The following is a 16,310-nucleotide window of genomic DNA, read 5'->3' on the forward strand; positions in this document are numbered from 1 at the left end:
CTCTATGATCTACGCCGGACGAAATGCTCGAATAAGACAATGAAAACGCATCCCACAGCATAGCAGGCAATATCTCCCCAATCGAACGTAGAACCCAGCACAATTCGGGCTACACGGTTCGTAACGCCCAATGTTTCCACCAGTTGGAAGTATTGCAACACTTCTACGAAACAGGCAAAAAGAAAGACATAAAACGGCATCCGCGGAATCCCCGTCGGTAGAAAGATACGTACAAAGCTATATACCAGCACTACAACCAGCATATCTCCGACATAGGGACGTATGAAACGGTCGCGCACATACAAAGCTATCAACACCTCAATACAGAAGATCACCAGAAAGCTGATTATATAAAAAAATCTTTTCTTCATTATTTGCTCGGTCGCGGGATTAAACATTTATTTGAATCTGCGAATATACGATAAAATGAATTGGATACGTTCAAATATTGCTAAATGATTGATACAAAAAGGGGAAATAATTGTATATTTATAGTCCTAAGCATTTTTCCACAAACAATAAAAAACAGAAAGGAGATTGAACACATGATGTTGAATATGGATTTTGTAATCCGTTTATTGGTTGCCGGAATACTGGGAGCCATCATCGGACTGGATCGTGAATACCGTGCCAAAGAAGCCGGATATCGCACTCATTTTCTCGTGTCGCTAGGTAGTGCTTTGATTATGATCGTTTCCCAATACGGATTTCAGGAAATTATAAAAGAAAGTAGTGTCACACTTGATCCCAGTCGGGTGGCGGCACAGGTTGTCAGCGGTATCGGGTTTATCGGTGCAGGAACCATCATCTTTCAAAAACAGATTGTACGCGGACTGACTACCGCCGCAGGGATCTGGGCAACAGCAGGTATCGGCCTGGCGGTAGGTGCAGGAATGTACACCATCAGCATTGCCGCCACGATATTGACCCTCGTCGGACTGGAACTACTTAGCTATCTATTTAAAAGCATCGGAATGAAAAGCTCAATGGTTTCTTTCTCAACTCCCAACAAAGACATACTGAAACAGATAGCGGACAGATTCAACTCTAAAGACTACCTGATAGTCTCTTACGAGATGGAAACGCTACACACGGGCGAAGCAGAATCTTATCAGGTTACCATGGTTATCAAGTCGAAACGAAATAATGATGAAGGGCATCTGCTTTCGCTGATACAGGAATTTCCGGATGTAACGGTGCAGCGAATTGAATAGTCAGACTTTCGCTCCTCTCCCAAAATGGAAATCTACTTCTGCTTTTCCGTCAGATACTTCCAATAACGTACAGGCATATCCTGCCTGTGCTTTCTCGGATTCATGCGTTCTTTGATACAAATGGCCTTGAAATATGTCTTCCAAAGTTGTTGGAAAAGCTTCTCATCCTTGTCCATCAGGCTTTCGTCCAGCATCCCCGTAATCAAATGGGATTCACGGCTGTCATCATCAAACGAGATAGTCGTCACCTCCTGCAAATCATAATAAAATCCGTAACGGCGTTTCATGTCGTAAATAATCCACTTCTGATCGGCAAAACGATCTTTGAAATGGTGAACGGTCAGCGGGAGCGCATTATACTGCGGTTCGAAAGCGGCAAAGAATGTACCGTCGGCAGCTTTCTGAAAACGGACAAACTGCATCAAGTGCACACGTTCGCCATCCACTTTTTTCCATATTTGCGCTAATTGCAAAACATCCGGATCACCAAAGTTGGTTTCAATAGAGCGGGGTGCATCAATTGCTTTACGGATATATCGAAAAATAAGTATTCCTATTTCCGGAAGTTCCGACAGCCAACTTTGCGTGAGGCAACCCAAAGCAGAAGAGGAAACTTTCTTCTGCAATCCCCGCCACACACGCCCGGCCTTTTCTTCATCGGTCACTACCGTATGCAGCTCATCACAAAATAAAGGCAAAGCATCTCCTTCCGACAGCAAAGCATCGGGAAAGGTCTTGCGGAAATAGGCGTCGAACACGGCCGTCAGCAGCCCATCAAAGGTTTTATCATAAATATAAACACTAAACATATTTACTATTAGACAATTCACAATTTACTATTTAAGTTACTATTAGACGATCTACGCTTGGTATCACTTTTGAAATCATTAACGTCCGATGCATACATGATATTTTACAATGCTAACTTAAATAGTAAATAGTAAATCGTCTAATAGTAAATTATTCTTATTCGCCAAAATCAAGCAACAACTGCCGCTCATCCACTTTCTTTTTCGGTTTCGGCAACAACAGACTGCGTACCCGTTGCGGAGAAAGTTCGTTCACCGTCTGCATCTGGAGAGGCAGTTCTTTGCAAGTGATGAAATATTGCGCTTTCTTCATTACTACTCCTATCTTCTTCAGTTCATAAAATCCCAGCCGCGAAAAACGACGGGAAGCAACAATCAGTTTCGCAGACTTCACCCCTACTCCCGGCACACGGAGCAACATTTCGTAGTCCGCCTTATTGATGTCGACAGGGAACTGTTCGGGATGGCGCAAAGCCCACGAGAGTTTCGGGTCTATCTCGAGATCGAGATCCGGATAGGAATCATCCACAATCTCATCTACCTTGAATTGATAAAAACGCAATAACCAGTCAGCCTGATAGAGGCGGTTTTCACGTACTAAAGGCGGCTGTTTCAATGCCGGAAGGCGCTTATCATACGTATTCACAGAGACGTAGCCCGAGTAATAGACACGTTTCATGGTAGGGCGCCCGTAAAGTGCCGACGAAAGAAAAAGAATATCTTTATCTGATTCGGAGGTAGCTCCCACAATCACTTGGGTACTTTGTCCTGCAGGTGCGAAACGGGGTGCGTGGCGAAACTTCTGCCGTTCTTCTTTGCTCTCCAACACGCCTTGTTGAATGTATTTCATCGGAGCAAATACGCTTTTGTGATCCTTCTCCGGCGCCAGAAGTTTCAGGTTTTCTTCTTTGGGAATTTCGACGTTGACACTAAGGCGATCGGCATACAACCCGGCTTCATTCACCAATTCGCGACTGGCTCCGGGAATACTCTTGAGATGGATATAACCGTTAAAACGGTACACTTGCCGCAAATCTTTGGCTACACGCACAAGTCTCTCCATGGTATAGTCCGGATTACGGACCACTCCGGAACTAAGAAACAACCCTTCGATATAATTACGACGGTAGAATTCCATCGTCAGCTCCACCAACTCCGAAACGGAAAAAGTAGCGCGGGGAAGATCGTTGCTACGGCGGTTGACGCAATAGGCACAATCGTAAATGCAATAATTGGTAAGCATGATTTTCAATAGCGAGATACACCGCCCGTCCTCGGCAAAACTATGGCATATCCCCCATCCTCCCACAGTGTTTCCCAGCGTTCCCGGCTTATTGGAACGCACCGTACCACTGGAAGAACAGGAAACATCGTATTTGGCAGATTCTGCAAGTATCTTCAGTTTAGCTAAGACGTTTTCGTTCATCATTCCCAATCTTGATTCTTTTCGCAAATATACGATTTAATTTGAGATAGATATTCAATATGAATCAATACTATATTAAAACCTTATCAGTCGTTTCTTCACGAGTCATGCAATGAATTGCTACATACAAAGATACCCCTTTCTACTTAAACAATTGTCACTATCTGTACTAAAACAATTAAAACTCATTCCACATTAAACCAAAAAGAGGGCATATCGCTTCACGATATGCCCTCTCTTTTTTCTGATATCTTAGTAGTCTTCTAACTATTATTTCTTAGAAGCTTCCAAAGATGCTTTACGGAATTCTTTCATTGCTTTTTCGATTTCCAAAGAAGCCTTACGAGCACGAGTTCCTGCTGCTTTGTTACCGTTTTCGATCTGTGCGTTAGCATCTTTTGAGAAGTCAGCATAAAGAGCTGCTACCTTTTCTACCAATTCTTTCATAATCCTTTTATTTTTTTCGTTAATAATGTGCCGCAAAAATACACTGTTTCCCGAAATAAAAGCATAAAATCAATATTTTTTTTGAAATAATCTTCGAAAAATATCTAAAAAAAGGACTTTTTATCAATTTTACCTACCTTTGTAGCCATGAAACCGCTTACTGATACCGATTATATACATGCACTGATTGCTGAAGGAGAGCACCAGCAACAGGATTTTAAATTCGAAATTTCCGACGCACGCAAAATTGCCAAAACACTTTCGGCTTTTGCCAACACGAACGGAGGACGATTACTTATTGGCGTTAAAGACAATGGTAAAATTGCAGGAGTACGCTCCGAAGAAGAAAAATATATGATTGAAGCCGCAGCACAACTTTATTGCGTGCCGGAAGTGGAATATTCTCTGCAAACATACATTGTGGAAGGACGGCAAGTGTTAGTGGCAACCATCGAAGAGACTCCACATAAACCGGTTTATGCCAAGGACGAAGCCGGAAAGCCCCTAGCCTATCTCCGCATCAAGGACGAAAATATTCTGGCAACTCCCATACATCTCCGCATATGGCAACAGAGCGATAGTCCCCGTGGAGAACTCATCCGCTACACCGAACGTGAACAGCTCCTGCTCGACCAACTGGAACACGGAACTTTACTCTCACTCAACCGTTACTGTCGCCAAACCGGACTTTCACGACGTGCCGCTGAACATCTGCTCGCCAAATTTGTTCGTTATGATATTGTGGAACCTGTATTCGAAAATCATAAATTCTACTTCCGAATAAAAGACGAATAACCACAAACAACCCCAATACTTAATACTTTATACTTAATACTTAACTATGACTTTTATCAACGAGATTAACGACATACTTTGGACGTATATTCTAATTATCATGTTATTAGGATGTGCAGTCTGGTTCAGCATACGGACACGTTTTGTGCAATTTCGTATGATCCGGGAAATGATCGTGCTGTTAAGCGAATCCGCCGGCAAAGGAAAACAGGGAGAGAAACATGTATCTTCTTTTCAGGCATTCGCTATTTCCATCGCCAGTCGCGTGGGTACGGGGAATCTTGCGGGAGTGGCTACTGCCATTGCCATCGGAGGTCCCGGAGCTATTTTCTGGATGTGGGTCATCGCACTGTTAGGGGCTTCGAGTGCTTTCATTGAGTCTACTTTGGGACAATTATACAAAATACGTGGAAAGGATTCATTCATTGGAGGACCTGCTTATTATATGAAAAAAGGGTTGAAACAACCGTGGATGGGAATGCTTTTTGCCGTATTAATAAGCATTACTTTCGGGTTTGCTTTCAATTCTGTACAGAGTAATACGATCTGTGCCGCCGCAGAGCATGCCTTTGGATTCAATCATATTATATTGGGAGGTGTGCTGACTTTGCTGACATTGCTTATCATCTTTGGAGGTATTCAACGCATTGCCCGCGTCAGTAGTATTATCGTGCCTGTTATGGCATTGGGATATGTAGGGCTGGCACTGGTTATTGTCGTACTCAATATCACTCATTTACCGGGTGTTATCGCACTGATTGTCAGCCATGCTTTCGGTTGGGAGCAGGCATTGGCAGGAGGAGTTGGTATGGCATTAATGCAAGGTATCAAGAGAGGACTTTTCAGTAATGAGGCCGGTATGGGTTCGGCTCCGAATGCGGCTGCTACGGCTCATGTCAGCCATCCCGTAAAACAAGGGTTGATACAGACTTTGGCGGTATTTACAGATACATTATTGATATGTACTTGTACGGCTTTTATCATCCTCTTTAGTGGTGCTCCTCTGGATGGTTCGGCTAATGGAGTGCAGCTGACTCAACAGGCGTTGACAAACGAAATCGGTTCTTCCGGCAGTATCTTCGTTGCCATTGCTCTTTTCTTTTTTGCTTTCAGCAGTATTCTGGGAAATTATTATTACGGTGAGGCTAATATCCGCTTTATCACTCACCGGAAGTGGGTACTTCATGGTTACAGGATATTGGTGGGTGGTATGGTGCTCTTCGGTTCACTTGCCACATTGGATATGGTATGGAGCCTGGCAGATGTCACGATGGCGTTAATGGCTATCTGCAATCTGATCGCTATCCTTTTCCTCGGGAAATATGCTATCCGTCTGTTAAATGATTACCGGGCGCAAAAGAAAGTTGGCATCCAAAGCCCTGTTTTTAAGAAAGAGACAATGCCGGACATCGAAAAGGACTTGGAATGTTGGTGAAAACCAACTGTTTTTGTACCTTTGCACGCAAATTGACAAATGGTAGTTATGTTATATACCTCCCACACGCTCAAATAGTAAATTGTAAATAATAAAATTGTAGAGATAACAATGGGCTTATTTGGTTTATTCAAGAAAAAATCCGATGAAACGAAAGTCGGCAATGTAGAAGATTTCATATCACTGACCCGGGTATATTTCCAGTCAGTTATCGCCACAAACCTCGGTATCACTAATATCCGCTTCTTGCCGGACGTAGCTAACTTCAAACGTTTGTTTAAAGTTCCTACTCAAAACGGTAAACTGGGATTGGCCGAAAAGTCTGCTGCACGCAAAATGCTGATGCAGGATTATGGGTTGAACGAGAACTTCTTTAAGGAAATCGACTCTTCCGTGAAACGGAACTGCCGCACTCAAAATGATATTCAATCTTATTTGTTCATGTATCAGGGATTTTCCAATGATCTGATGATGTTGATGGGAAATCTGATGCAGTGGAAGTTCCGTATGCCGTCGATCTTCAAGAAGGCTTTGTATGGTATGACACAGAAAACGGTACATGATGTTTGTACCAAGACCGTGTGGAAAGCTGATGATGTGCACAAAACAGCTGCGGCTGTCCGCCAGTACAAAGAGCGTCTGGGATATTCGGAACAGTGGATGACGGATTATGTGTATAATATTGTTCTCCTTGCCAAGAAGGAACCGAAAAGGAAGAATGATGACACGGAAACGAAATAACAAGTCGCTTTAAATGTTAGAAAAGCGTAAAGATTAATAGGATAGAAAAAGCGGGGGTTTTATACCTCCGCTTTTTTTGTTATCTTTATGTACTTTTTTCTTTTGTCTTGATACAAAAGAAAAAGTACCAAAAAGAAAAAATCAAGGCCGCGCCTGCCCGGCTACTTGACGCCATGCAGACGAGGCCGAAGGGACCGTGCGGCGTGAATAATGTATGATAATAATTTTTAAATAGAGAGATTGCTTATGAAACAAAAGAAAATGCTTACACTTACTTTTTCACAGTTGAAACAAATCTATAATCAAGAAATTCCGGAGGTGGTGGAGATGGCTGATAAGAGCTCTTCTGTGGAAGAGTTCAAGGCTGGGATGCTGCGGTTTCTGGAAGTTTGCGGGATAGAAAATGAGGCTGCGGAGGAGGCGAGGGAGCAAATTCGACTCTTACTCCATTATGATGGGCAGAATGTCCATGAACTGTCTACAGGACAGGATATGCCAGTACAGACTATCAGGCTACTTTATGAGTTTCTGACGGGGACGTTGGAAAATATGGAGATGCCGACGGATTTGTTTATTGAAATTTTCCAGATGTTTAAACGGTTAAAGGGAGAGGTTGTGCCTTTGCCATCGCCGCAACGTATCAAAAGTCGGAATGACCGGTGGGAAACGGGATTGGATGAAGAGGTATGTGAGATGCGTGATGAGAATAAGGAAAGGATGTTGCACTTGCTGATTCAGAAGATTGAGAACAGGAAATCGAAGCCTTCGGTGCGTTTTCATTTTGAGGAGGGAATGAGTTATGAAGAAAAGTACAGGTTGGTAAGTGAGTGGTGGAATGATTTCCGCTTTCATTTGGCGATGGCTGTGAAAAGTCCGAGTGAGTTGAACCGGTTCTTGGGAAATTCACTTTCTTCAGAGACTATGTATTTGCTTTATCGTGCCCGGAAGAAAGGAATGCCGTTTTTTGCGACTCCTTATTATTTATCGTTACTTAATGTAACGGGATATGGGTATAATGACGAGGCTATCCGGAGTTATATTCTGTATTCTCCACGTTTGGTGGAGACGTATGGAAATATTCGTGCGTGGGAAAAGGAGGATATTGTAGAGGCCGGGAAACCTAATGCTGCAGGATGGCTTTTGCCGGACGGACATAATATTCATCGTCGGTATCCGGAGGTAGCTATCCTCATTCCTGATACTATGGGACGGGCTTGCGGAGGACTTTGTGCTTCTTGTCAACGTATGTATGATTTCCAGAGCGAGCGGTTGAATTTCGAGTTTGAGTCTTTACGCCCGAAAGAGTCATGGGATCGTAAGTTGCGCCGATTGATGACTTATTTTGAAGAGGATACGCAGTTGCGGGATATTCTGATTACAGGGGGCGATGCGCTGATGAGTCAGAATAAAACACTTCAGAACATTCTGGATGCGGTGTACCGGATGGCGGCACGCAAACAAAGGGCGAATCTTGAACGTAAGGATGGAGAGAAATATGCGGAATTGCAACGGGTACGGTTGGGGTCACGCCTGTTGGCTTACTTGCCGATGCGTATCAATGACGGACTGATTGATATTCTGCGAGAATTCAAGGAGAAGGCATCGGCTATCGGTGTGAAACAGTTTATTATTCAGACTCATTTCCAGACACCGCTGGAGGTTACTCCTGAAGCTAAAGAAGCGATTCGGAAGATTCTTTCTGCAGGATGGATTATTACAAACCAACTGGTATATACAGTAGCTGCTTCACGTCGAGGGCATACGACCCGGCTTCGCCAGGTGCTCAATTCATTGGGGGTGGTGTGTTATTACACTTTCTCGGTAAAGGGATTCAATGAGAATTATGCGGTATTTGCACCCAACAGTCGTTCGATGCAGGAACAACAGGAGGAAAAGATTTATGGCTGGATGACACAGGAACAGGAAGAGGAATTATATAAGATATTAGAAACGAAAGTCGGAGCGGAAAAGGAGCCCAAAGAAGATGTTGCCAAGCAATTAAGACGCTTCATGAGAAAACATCATTTGCCTTTCCTTGCTACAGATCGCAGTGTACTGAATTTACCGGCTATCGGTAAGAGCATGACTTTCCAGTTGGTGGGACTAACAGAAGAAGGAAAACGAATTCTACGCTTCGAACATGACGGCACTCGTCATCATAGCCCGATTATCGATCAGATGGGGCAGATTTATATCGTAGAGAATAAATCGTTAGCTGCTTACCTGCGCCAGTTAGCCAAGATGGGAGAAGATCCGGAAGACTATGCTTCTATCTGGAATTATACGAAAGGAGAAACCGAACCTCGTTTCAGCCTTTACGAGTATCCTGATTTCCCCTTCCGTACAACAGATAAAATGAGTAATTTAAGTATTAAGGAATAAGAAATAAGTATTAAGTATTAATCGACAAATATCAAGCGTAAACCAGCTGCTTCGGTGGTAATACTTAATACCTAATACTTAATACTTATTTTTCATTCTTTTACCCGTATTACTATATTTGCAATAATTGCAGTTAAGCCTCCGGTGGTGATTCCTGAAGAGAAGATACTTCGAATTGCTTCCGGAGCTTGTTGTAATACATCCGGCATTAATTCTACACCCAAGCCTAAAGAAAGGCTGACTGCTAATACTAAAGTCTCTTTACGTCCTATTTCTTGTGAGGAGACAATACGGATTCCTGCAGCGGCTACTGTACCGAACATCAATAAAGTGGCACCGCCTAATACAGGATCGGGCATTAAAGAGAATACGGCACCGACGATGGGGAATAAACCTAAAAGAACGAGCATTGCTGCAATATAATAGCCGACATAGCGGCTGGCTACTCCGGTCAGTTGAATAATACCGTTGTTTTGTGCAAAGATGGAGTTTGGAAAAGAGTTGAATACACCGGCGAGAAAGGAGTTGAATCCATCCGCCATTACTCCACCGGAAACTCGTTTCAAATAGGAATCTCCTTCAATGGGAAGTCCGGAAATCATAGAGTTGGCAGTTACATCACCTGTTGCTTCGATGGCTGTGATTAGATAAACCAAGCCAATGGCTATGAAAGAAGATACATTGAAATCAACACCGTATTTGAAAGGTTGGGGAATATTAAAGCTCATCAGCATTTCCATATTTAACGAACTCATATCCACTTTTCCTAAGACAAATGCCAAGGCATAACCAAGACAAAGTCCGAGCACAATGGAACTCATACGCAGGTATTTATTCCGGCAACGGTTAAAAAACAAGACGCTAAGCAGCACCAGTGCTGCAATGGACAGATTTTCCCAAGTAGCAAATGTACCGTTATCCATAGCCGCATATCCGCCTCCGCAAGATACAATACCGACCTTTATCAGGCTTAATCCGATCAATAGTACAACAATACCGGATACCAACGGAGTAATGATATTGCGCAGATACTTGAATGTGCGGCTGACAATCATCTCGATAGGTGCGGCAGCCATACAGGAACCGAATATCAAGGGCAAACCACCCACCAATCCGGTGGCGATGATAGGGCCGATAAAAGAAAAACTGGTTCCCTGAATGCAGAGTAACTTTGCTCCTATCGCACCCAAACGACGGCATTGTATGAAAGTAGATACTCCCGAAGCAAAAAGAGACATGGAAACCAGAAAGCTTGTCTTTTCCACATCCAGTTTCAGGGCACTCGCGATGATTAGCGGGGGTGTAATAATTGCTACAAAAATAGCCAAGAGATGTTGTAAAGCCGCAAACAGGGCGTCTTTAAAGGGGGGACGGTCTTCTACGCCGTAGATTAAATCAGTTTTCATTTAACAGGTTGTTCTATATATTTTTAACTTCCGCAGAGGGATAGACAGAGATTCTTCCGGAATTTGGATTTTCTTAGTTCAGTGTCCATTTGAGGGCGAGTGTCGGGATAACATAAAAGCCATCACGACCGCCAAAGTTATTACTCAATTCGACTTCGGAGCCAACACTAAGATTGAATTTTTTATTTACTCCTTTGATTTTGTTCAGGTTCACCCAGAATTGTGGTTCGGAGAGGAAGATAGTCTTTCCGTAGTTGGTTTCTTCACGCCACCAGTCGGCAAAGCCGGAGAAAGTGAGCAGATTGCGGCAGAAATTCACGTACCACGTACCTGTCAGCTGGAAGTTGTTGGGTGATTGGTGTTTCTGAATATACTTATACATAGCAGTCAGCGTGAAGCCTTTGGAAAAGGAAGCATTATTAAAAGTGTAGGTAGCTCCTGCCAGATAAGCATTTTTATAAGACATGCCTTTCGATAATCCACCGTTATATTCAAGATGTGCAGAAAAAGGACCTTTCCAGAATTTCAGTTCACGCGCTATTTCCCAATAAGCGGAAGCGACACCTTCGGAAGTGTAATCCATATCGACAAAGAAATAAGTGCTTCCCCAAGTATCAGGCTGAAACTTCTCCACTGTGGAGGTGAGCAGCGGGCGACCTTGCAAATCTTTATCGTACAAAGAACGTCCGAAATCATAATGTAGCTGAATGTTTTGCGCCTGCAATCCCGGTACGGCAGAGAGCAACATACAGAGGAAAAGAGCAGAGATAATTTGTTTCATAAGTAAATGTGTTTAAATGAAGATGCAAAAATAGTTAAAGCTACACATATAAACACATTACTTCTGTCTTTTTTTATTCCAGGTTATTATTTCCCGTATCCCACCAGAGTCTTGTACCTCCATGGTCATCTCCGCCTAAAGCCTCGACAAGAGCAGAATATTGCTCCGAGTCTTCTGTCTGCAATGTACCTGGGAAATTAAGACGGCGCACCATGATCTCCGTGTCGATGCATCCGCTCCTACTATGATTGAATCGAACGGGAAATAAACGGGGATATCCCGTCCGTCTTTGTTCGGTCCAGGCTTCGCAACCTTCCGGGAACATGGCAATCCATTTCTGCGTGATAATCTTCTCCAGTTTGGTCTCCTTATCATCCTGCGGATTCCATTTGGGAGTGACTTTACAACGGGCCTCTATATTATTTTCTTCATCATAAGTGTCTATAAAGTCGGAAGCTGTCAGCTCACTTTTCAGGTAATCCTCCACCCCATAAATTCCCCATTGATGAAAAGAGGTAGTTACACCGTTCCGGTAACAAGCTTCTTCATCTTCATCCGTCCATCCGCGCAAAGCAGCTTCGGCACGCAGAAACCAGACTTCCGAAGCAGTCATCAGAGGTGTATCGGTATCCTGCTTGAAAAACAGCTTTGACAATCCCGAATAATGACTATGAGCAAAGCAGGTTCCCTGGCGAATTCCACGATACTGTCCTTTAAGAGCCTCATCCGTACAGGGTTCAAAATAAATTTCCAAACGGGGATCGTTATATCCGGTCAAAATTGATTCCATGTTAGCACTCATGTAAGTTTCATTCCAGACACGGTTAAGTTCTCCCAATGGATTGGTATACCCGGATTTGGTAGAAACAAACACTCCTCCTGTTTCCGCTTCAAAGAAGCCGTAACCATTTTCCTTTATTTTCTGTATTTCAGCATGCGCTTTATCTGGAGCAACAGAAGCAAGGCGCATTGCCAGACGCAGACGCAGGGAATTGGCAAACTTTACCCAGGAAGGATATTTCCCGTCCAACAAAATATCAAAACGTGCAAATCCATTGGATTCCGGTTTCTCATCTATATAGTTGGTGAGAGCAACTACAGCAGAATCGAGTTCATTGAAAAACTCATAATAGACATCCTCTTGTTTATCCGGACGGTAATGTTTTTCGGCATTAGCGAAATTCTTATAAATGATAGGACCATAATAATCCGTCACACGGTGCATCGCTTCCACCTTTAATATTTTCGTTATCCCGAACAGAGCAGGATGTGTATTTCGGGTAGCATTCTCCGACTGATATATCTGTGGGAAAATATAAGAATACATGTGTGTCCACATGGCGCTATTCCAGCCGTCCTGCATATTATAATCGGAGTTATGCGAGCCCCCGTTCAGCGGTTTGCCGTCATGCATATACCCACTGAACATATCCGCGTTCAGATTCTGTATCAGCTGAAAAGGCCAGTTCTTTCCTTTTCCGTAGTCGTAATTAAAATAAATACCTTGCTGAATAATTCCCAAACGGATTCCATAGCCATTGTCATCAATAATCAAGTCATCATCCGTGATACCGGACAAATCGGTATTGTAATCACGGAAGTTACCGGTACAAGCTACGGAAAACAGCAATAACCCCAACAAATATAGATATACAGATTTTCTCTTCATTTCTCTCTCTTACCTTTAAAATTCACATTTCAGAGTAAAGCCCAGACTACGGGTCGTAGGCATTCCGAACACTTCAATTCCTTGATTATCATTTCCGGTAGAAAGTACCAGATCCGGATCAAAAGGAGCTTCCTTATACAAGAAACATAGATTGCGGGCTACAAACGAAAGCTGAACATCTTTCAGCACCTTCGTTTTCTGTATCCACTTCTTGGAGAAATTATAGCTCAAAGATACTTCACGCAACCGCAAGTTGGTAGCATCATACATATAATACTCCGTCACCCCGGCACGCCCGCCTACTATTTTATAGAATCCTTTCACATCGTCTATACGCTGACCGTCGAGCATTACATATCCCCTGTCACGCGCATCAGCCGTTATTTCAGATACTCCATAAAGATCCATTTCCGCCTGCGTCTGCGAAAGGACTTTACCTCCGTAACGCCAATCAAGCAGAAAATAAAGGGTGAAGCCTTTGTAAGAGAACGTATGATCCCATCCCATCATAAAGACAGGGTTGGCATTTCCCACTTTCACCGTATTCCCATCGCCCTCCACTAATGGAAGTCCTTTATTATCACCCTCTGTTTCGTAGACAATATTGCCTGCATCATCACGCACAAAGGCCTTACCATAAATATCACCGATAGAACCGCCTTTAATAAGTTTCATAGCATAACTGGAAGAAAAGCTCGTAGGTCCGTAGACTAATTCTTTCAGCTCATCGTGCAATTTCACTATCTTATTCTTGTTGGTAGAGAAGTTTACGGAAGTTTTCCAAGTAAAACTAGGAGTTAATATGGGAGTCCCATTCAACGTCACTTCCCATCCCCGATTCTGAATATTTCCTGCATTTACATATCGATAAGCATACTTATCCCCTGCAAGTGCAGGCAGTTTGAAAAACTGATTGTAAGTATTGGTACGATAATAAGTCAGATTAATACCCAAACGGTGTTGGAAGAATCTCCATTCTGTTCCAAATTCCATTGCATGAGTCATTTCCGGCTCCATTTCTTTGAAAGGTGCGGCATCATTCGCCTGTATCTCGCCACCGGCATTAATCTGCGAAGAGGGATTAGTGATATGCGGAGGAATATCATTTCCTACTTTACTGTAAGCGCCACGCAATTTAGCGAAAGAAACCCATTCGGGTAACTTCACCCATTTATCAAGTAGTATGGAGAGCCCTACAGAAGGATAAGCAAATCCGGTTTTTTCATGGCTGGTATAAGACAAGGTTGACGCCCAGTCATTACGGGCCGTCAAATCAAGGAACAATTTCTCCTTATAACCGATCTGTGCCGTACCGAATATAGATTGCAACTGACGATGCTCATCTATTTTCTGGTCAATACTGGCAGAACTGTTCATAACGATATTGGCAATATTAAACACATTAGCAAATTTCAAAGAAGCATTCTTCGAATCATAACGGGTAGAATTTCTGATTCGGTCATTTATACTACCACCAATCGCCGCATCCAGTGTAAAATCCCCCCAGGTTTTCTTCACCATCGCCATGACATCACCATACATCTGCGTTTCCTGATAATCCATCTCAACATATCGTCCGTTCGCTCCACACAGAGCGGTGGCGGTAGACGCATAGAATTTTTGGCGCAACTTATCCGCCCAGTAATCCATGTTGCCACGGGCTTGAATCGTCAGCCATTCATTAACTTTAAAGTTTGCTGAAAGAGAAAGGATAACGCGCGTACGTGTTTCTTTACTTTGTATACGGTTCGTTATCCAGTATGGATTCTGTTCGAAGTCTTCGGTAAACGTATGCCAATTCTGCACACCCAGTTTCCGTTCTTCGTCATAGGTTTCAAAATGATCTTTATAATAAGACAGATCCTCCCCACGAGGGAAACGATAAAGCCCTACCAATGGATTCATATAGAAACCTCCCGATACCGGCTTATTCTCGACGGTCTGTTTCATGACATTTACACTACCATCCAGTTTCAGACGTTTGTCGAACATGGTAGCCGTCTCACGCAAGTTTATATTATGCTTTTTCAGTTTATTCTTGTCGATAATCCCCTTTCCGGTAGTATTGGCATAGGAGAAATAAGTTTGCAGGTTTTCATTTCCATAACTGATAGATACGGAAGTCATCGAAGTCAATCCGGTACGGAAAAAGTCATTCAGATTATCATAAGCCATCAGATTCTCTTTCTCGCCCCAACTGTCTACCACATCACTGACACCATAACGATTCTGCATTTTAGGCATACTGAATGCTTTCTCGAAAGTGAGTCCCGTAGAAAAATTAATATTCCTTTGTCCGACAGAGTTTCCTTTTTTAGTCGTAATAAGAATCACTCCGTTAGCAGCCATGCTACCATATAAAGCCGCAGCAGGAGCACCTTTCAGAATACTGATACTTTCCACATCTTCCGGATTCAGGTTAGAGATTCCGTCTCCTCCATCACGATTTCCTGCATTTGCCGTCCCCCCAATAGCCGAATAAGCCTGTTCGGAAGAGGTGTTCGACATCGGTACTCCATCTATTACATAAAGCGGTTGATTATCCCCGGATACAGAACGGATTCCCCGGAGACTGACTTTTGCGGAACCACCCATACCGGAAGAATTCTTATTGATTTGTACACCGGCAGCTTTTCCCGCTAAGGCAGTAATCATATTTATTTCTTTCACCCGATTCAGTTCCTCTCCCTTGATTTTCTGCACAGAATAAGCTAATGAAGCTTCATCCTTTTCAAGTCCCAAGGCCGTTACAATGACATGATCAAGCATCACCGCATCTTCCTGAAGACGTATTTCAAGCACATTCCGACCTGTCACATTGACATCTACAGTCTTGTAACCCACAAAAGAAACCTGTAAGACAGCACTATCCGGCACAGATAAAAAGAACTTTCCATCAATATCGGTCACAGTACCATTGGTTCCCCCCCTTTCGCGTATTGTAGCACCGATCAGTGGTTCACCATAGATATCAATTACACGCCCTCTCACGGTATTATGATCAGAAGGAACTTCTATCGTCCCTCTTAACGCTTGTTGCTCCGAAGCATAACAATTTCCTCCCGCCAGGAAAAATAGGCCTATTAAGAAGCAACTCACAAAAACTTCTTTTTTCAATGATATAATAAAATATTGTTTGTTCATCACGCCGCAAAAATAACTAATTATTTTAAATCTAGCATTTTTTCTCATTGATTTTGAGGGA

Annotated in this window: 13 protein-coding genes; 5 read left to right on the top strand and 8 right to left on the bottom strand. The window is 43.1% G+C overall.

Features of this window, described 5'->3' with window-relative positions; genetic code table 11:
- Positions 1 to 2: 2 nt before the first annotated feature.
- The gene (locus tag AAHJ11_RS04720) at positions 3 to 371 is read right to left on the bottom strand and encodes a DUF2809 domain-containing protein (protein ID WP_074637904.1); all 369 of its coding nucleotides are present in this window, start codon (positions 369 to 371) and stop codon (positions 3 to 5) included.
- Positions 372 to 545: 174 nt separating this feature from the next.
- On the opposite strand from AAHJ11_RS04720, the gene AAHJ11_RS04725 reads away from it, so the two are divergent.
- Positions 546 to 1,214, top strand: a complete 669-nt coding sequence (locus tag AAHJ11_RS04725) for an MgtC/SapB family protein (RefSeq protein WP_195649199.1) — start codon at positions 546 to 548, stop codon at positions 1,212 to 1,214.
- 32 nt (positions 1,215 to 1,246) lie between these two features.
- Here AAHJ11_RS04725 and AAHJ11_RS04730 read toward each other — a convergent pair whose 3' ends face one another.
- The 3 genes from AAHJ11_RS04730 to AAHJ11_RS04740 all read right to left on the bottom strand — a co-directional run bounded on the left by AAHJ11_RS04730 (position 1,247) and on the right by AAHJ11_RS04740 (position 3,896).
- On the bottom strand, positions 1,247 to 2,023 hold the full coding sequence (locus AAHJ11_RS04730) for a TIGR03915 family putative DNA repair protein (protein WP_148364579.1): 777 nt from the start codon (positions 2,021 to 2,023) through the stop codon (positions 1,247 to 1,249).
- A gap of 157 nt (positions 2,024 to 2,180) precedes the next feature.
- Positions 2,181 to 3,449 carry a putative DNA modification/repair radical SAM protein gene (locus AAHJ11_RS04735; RefSeq protein ID WP_004304808.1) on the bottom strand — a complete coding sequence of 423 codons (1,269 nt, stop codon included), beginning with the start codon at positions 3,447 to 3,449 and terminating at the stop codon, positions 2,181 to 2,183.
- A 270-nt stretch (positions 3,450 to 3,719) separates the two neighbouring features.
- Complete coding sequence (locus AAHJ11_RS04740) at positions 3,720 to 3,896, bottom strand: histone H1 (protein ID WP_004301965.1); 177 nt, start codon at positions 3,894 to 3,896, stop codon at positions 3,720 to 3,722.
- A 147-nt stretch (positions 3,897 to 4,043) separates the two neighbouring features.
- On the opposite strand from AAHJ11_RS04740, the gene AAHJ11_RS04745 reads away from it, so the two are divergent.
- From AAHJ11_RS04745 to AAHJ11_RS04760, 4 genes are all read left to right on the top strand, one after another.
- Positions 4,044 to 4,691 (top strand): ATP-binding protein, encoded by a 648-nt coding sequence (locus AAHJ11_RS04745; protein WP_320979426.1) that lies wholly within the window; start codon positions 4,044 to 4,046, stop codon positions 4,689 to 4,691.
- Positions 4,692 to 4,737: 46 nt separating this feature from the next.
- Positions 4,738 to 6,126: an alanine/glycine:cation symporter family protein gene (locus AAHJ11_RS04750; protein ID WP_259022498.1), complete on the top strand. Its 1,389-nt coding sequence runs from the start codon at positions 4,738 to 4,740 to the stop codon at positions 6,124 to 6,126.
- A gap of 111 nt (positions 6,127 to 6,237) precedes the next feature.
- Positions 6,238 to 6,867, top strand: a complete 630-nt coding sequence (locus AAHJ11_RS04755) for a hypothetical protein (protein WP_148364470.1) — start codon at positions 6,238 to 6,240, stop codon at positions 6,865 to 6,867.
- A gap of 246 nt (positions 6,868 to 7,113) precedes the next feature.
- Positions 7,114 to 9,249, top strand: a complete 2,136-nt coding sequence (locus tag AAHJ11_RS04760) for a KamA family radical SAM protein (RefSeq protein WP_148364469.1) — start codon at positions 7,114 to 7,116, stop codon at positions 9,247 to 9,249.
- Between the two features lie 92 nt (positions 9,250 to 9,341).
- Here AAHJ11_RS04760 and AAHJ11_RS04765 read toward each other — a convergent pair whose 3' ends face one another.
- From AAHJ11_RS04765 to AAHJ11_RS04780, 4 genes are all read right to left on the bottom strand, one after another.
- On the bottom strand, positions 9,342 to 10,655 hold the full coding sequence (locus AAHJ11_RS04765) for a nucleobase:cation symporter-2 family protein (protein ID WP_148364468.1): 1,314 nt from the start codon (positions 10,653 to 10,655) through the stop codon (positions 9,342 to 9,344).
- A 73-nt stretch (positions 10,656 to 10,728) separates the two neighbouring features.
- Positions 10,729 to 11,436 carry a DUF5020 family protein gene (locus AAHJ11_RS04770; protein WP_148364467.1) on the bottom strand — a complete coding sequence of 236 codons (708 nt, stop codon included), beginning with the start codon at positions 11,434 to 11,436 and terminating at the stop codon, positions 10,729 to 10,731.
- Between the two features lie 73 nt (positions 11,437 to 11,509).
- Positions 11,510 to 13,105, bottom strand: coding sequence for a SusD/RagB family nutrient-binding outer membrane lipoprotein (locus AAHJ11_RS04775; RefSeq protein ID WP_148364466.1), 1,596 nt, complete (start codon positions 13,103 to 13,105; stop codon positions 11,510 to 11,512).
- 15 nt (positions 13,106 to 13,120) lie between these two features.
- Entirely contained in the window at positions 13,121 to 16,249 is a 3,129-nt protein-coding gene (locus AAHJ11_RS04780) for a TonB-dependent receptor (RefSeq protein WP_320978732.1), read from the bottom strand.
- Between the last annotated feature and the right edge of the window lie 61 nt (positions 16,250 to 16,310).

Source organism: Bacteroides sp. 90-K9/2, assembly GCF_047310725.1.
GTDB classification, from domain to species: Bacteria; Bacteroidota; Bacteroidia; order Bacteroidales; family Bacteroidaceae; genus Bacteroides; species Bacteroides vicugnae.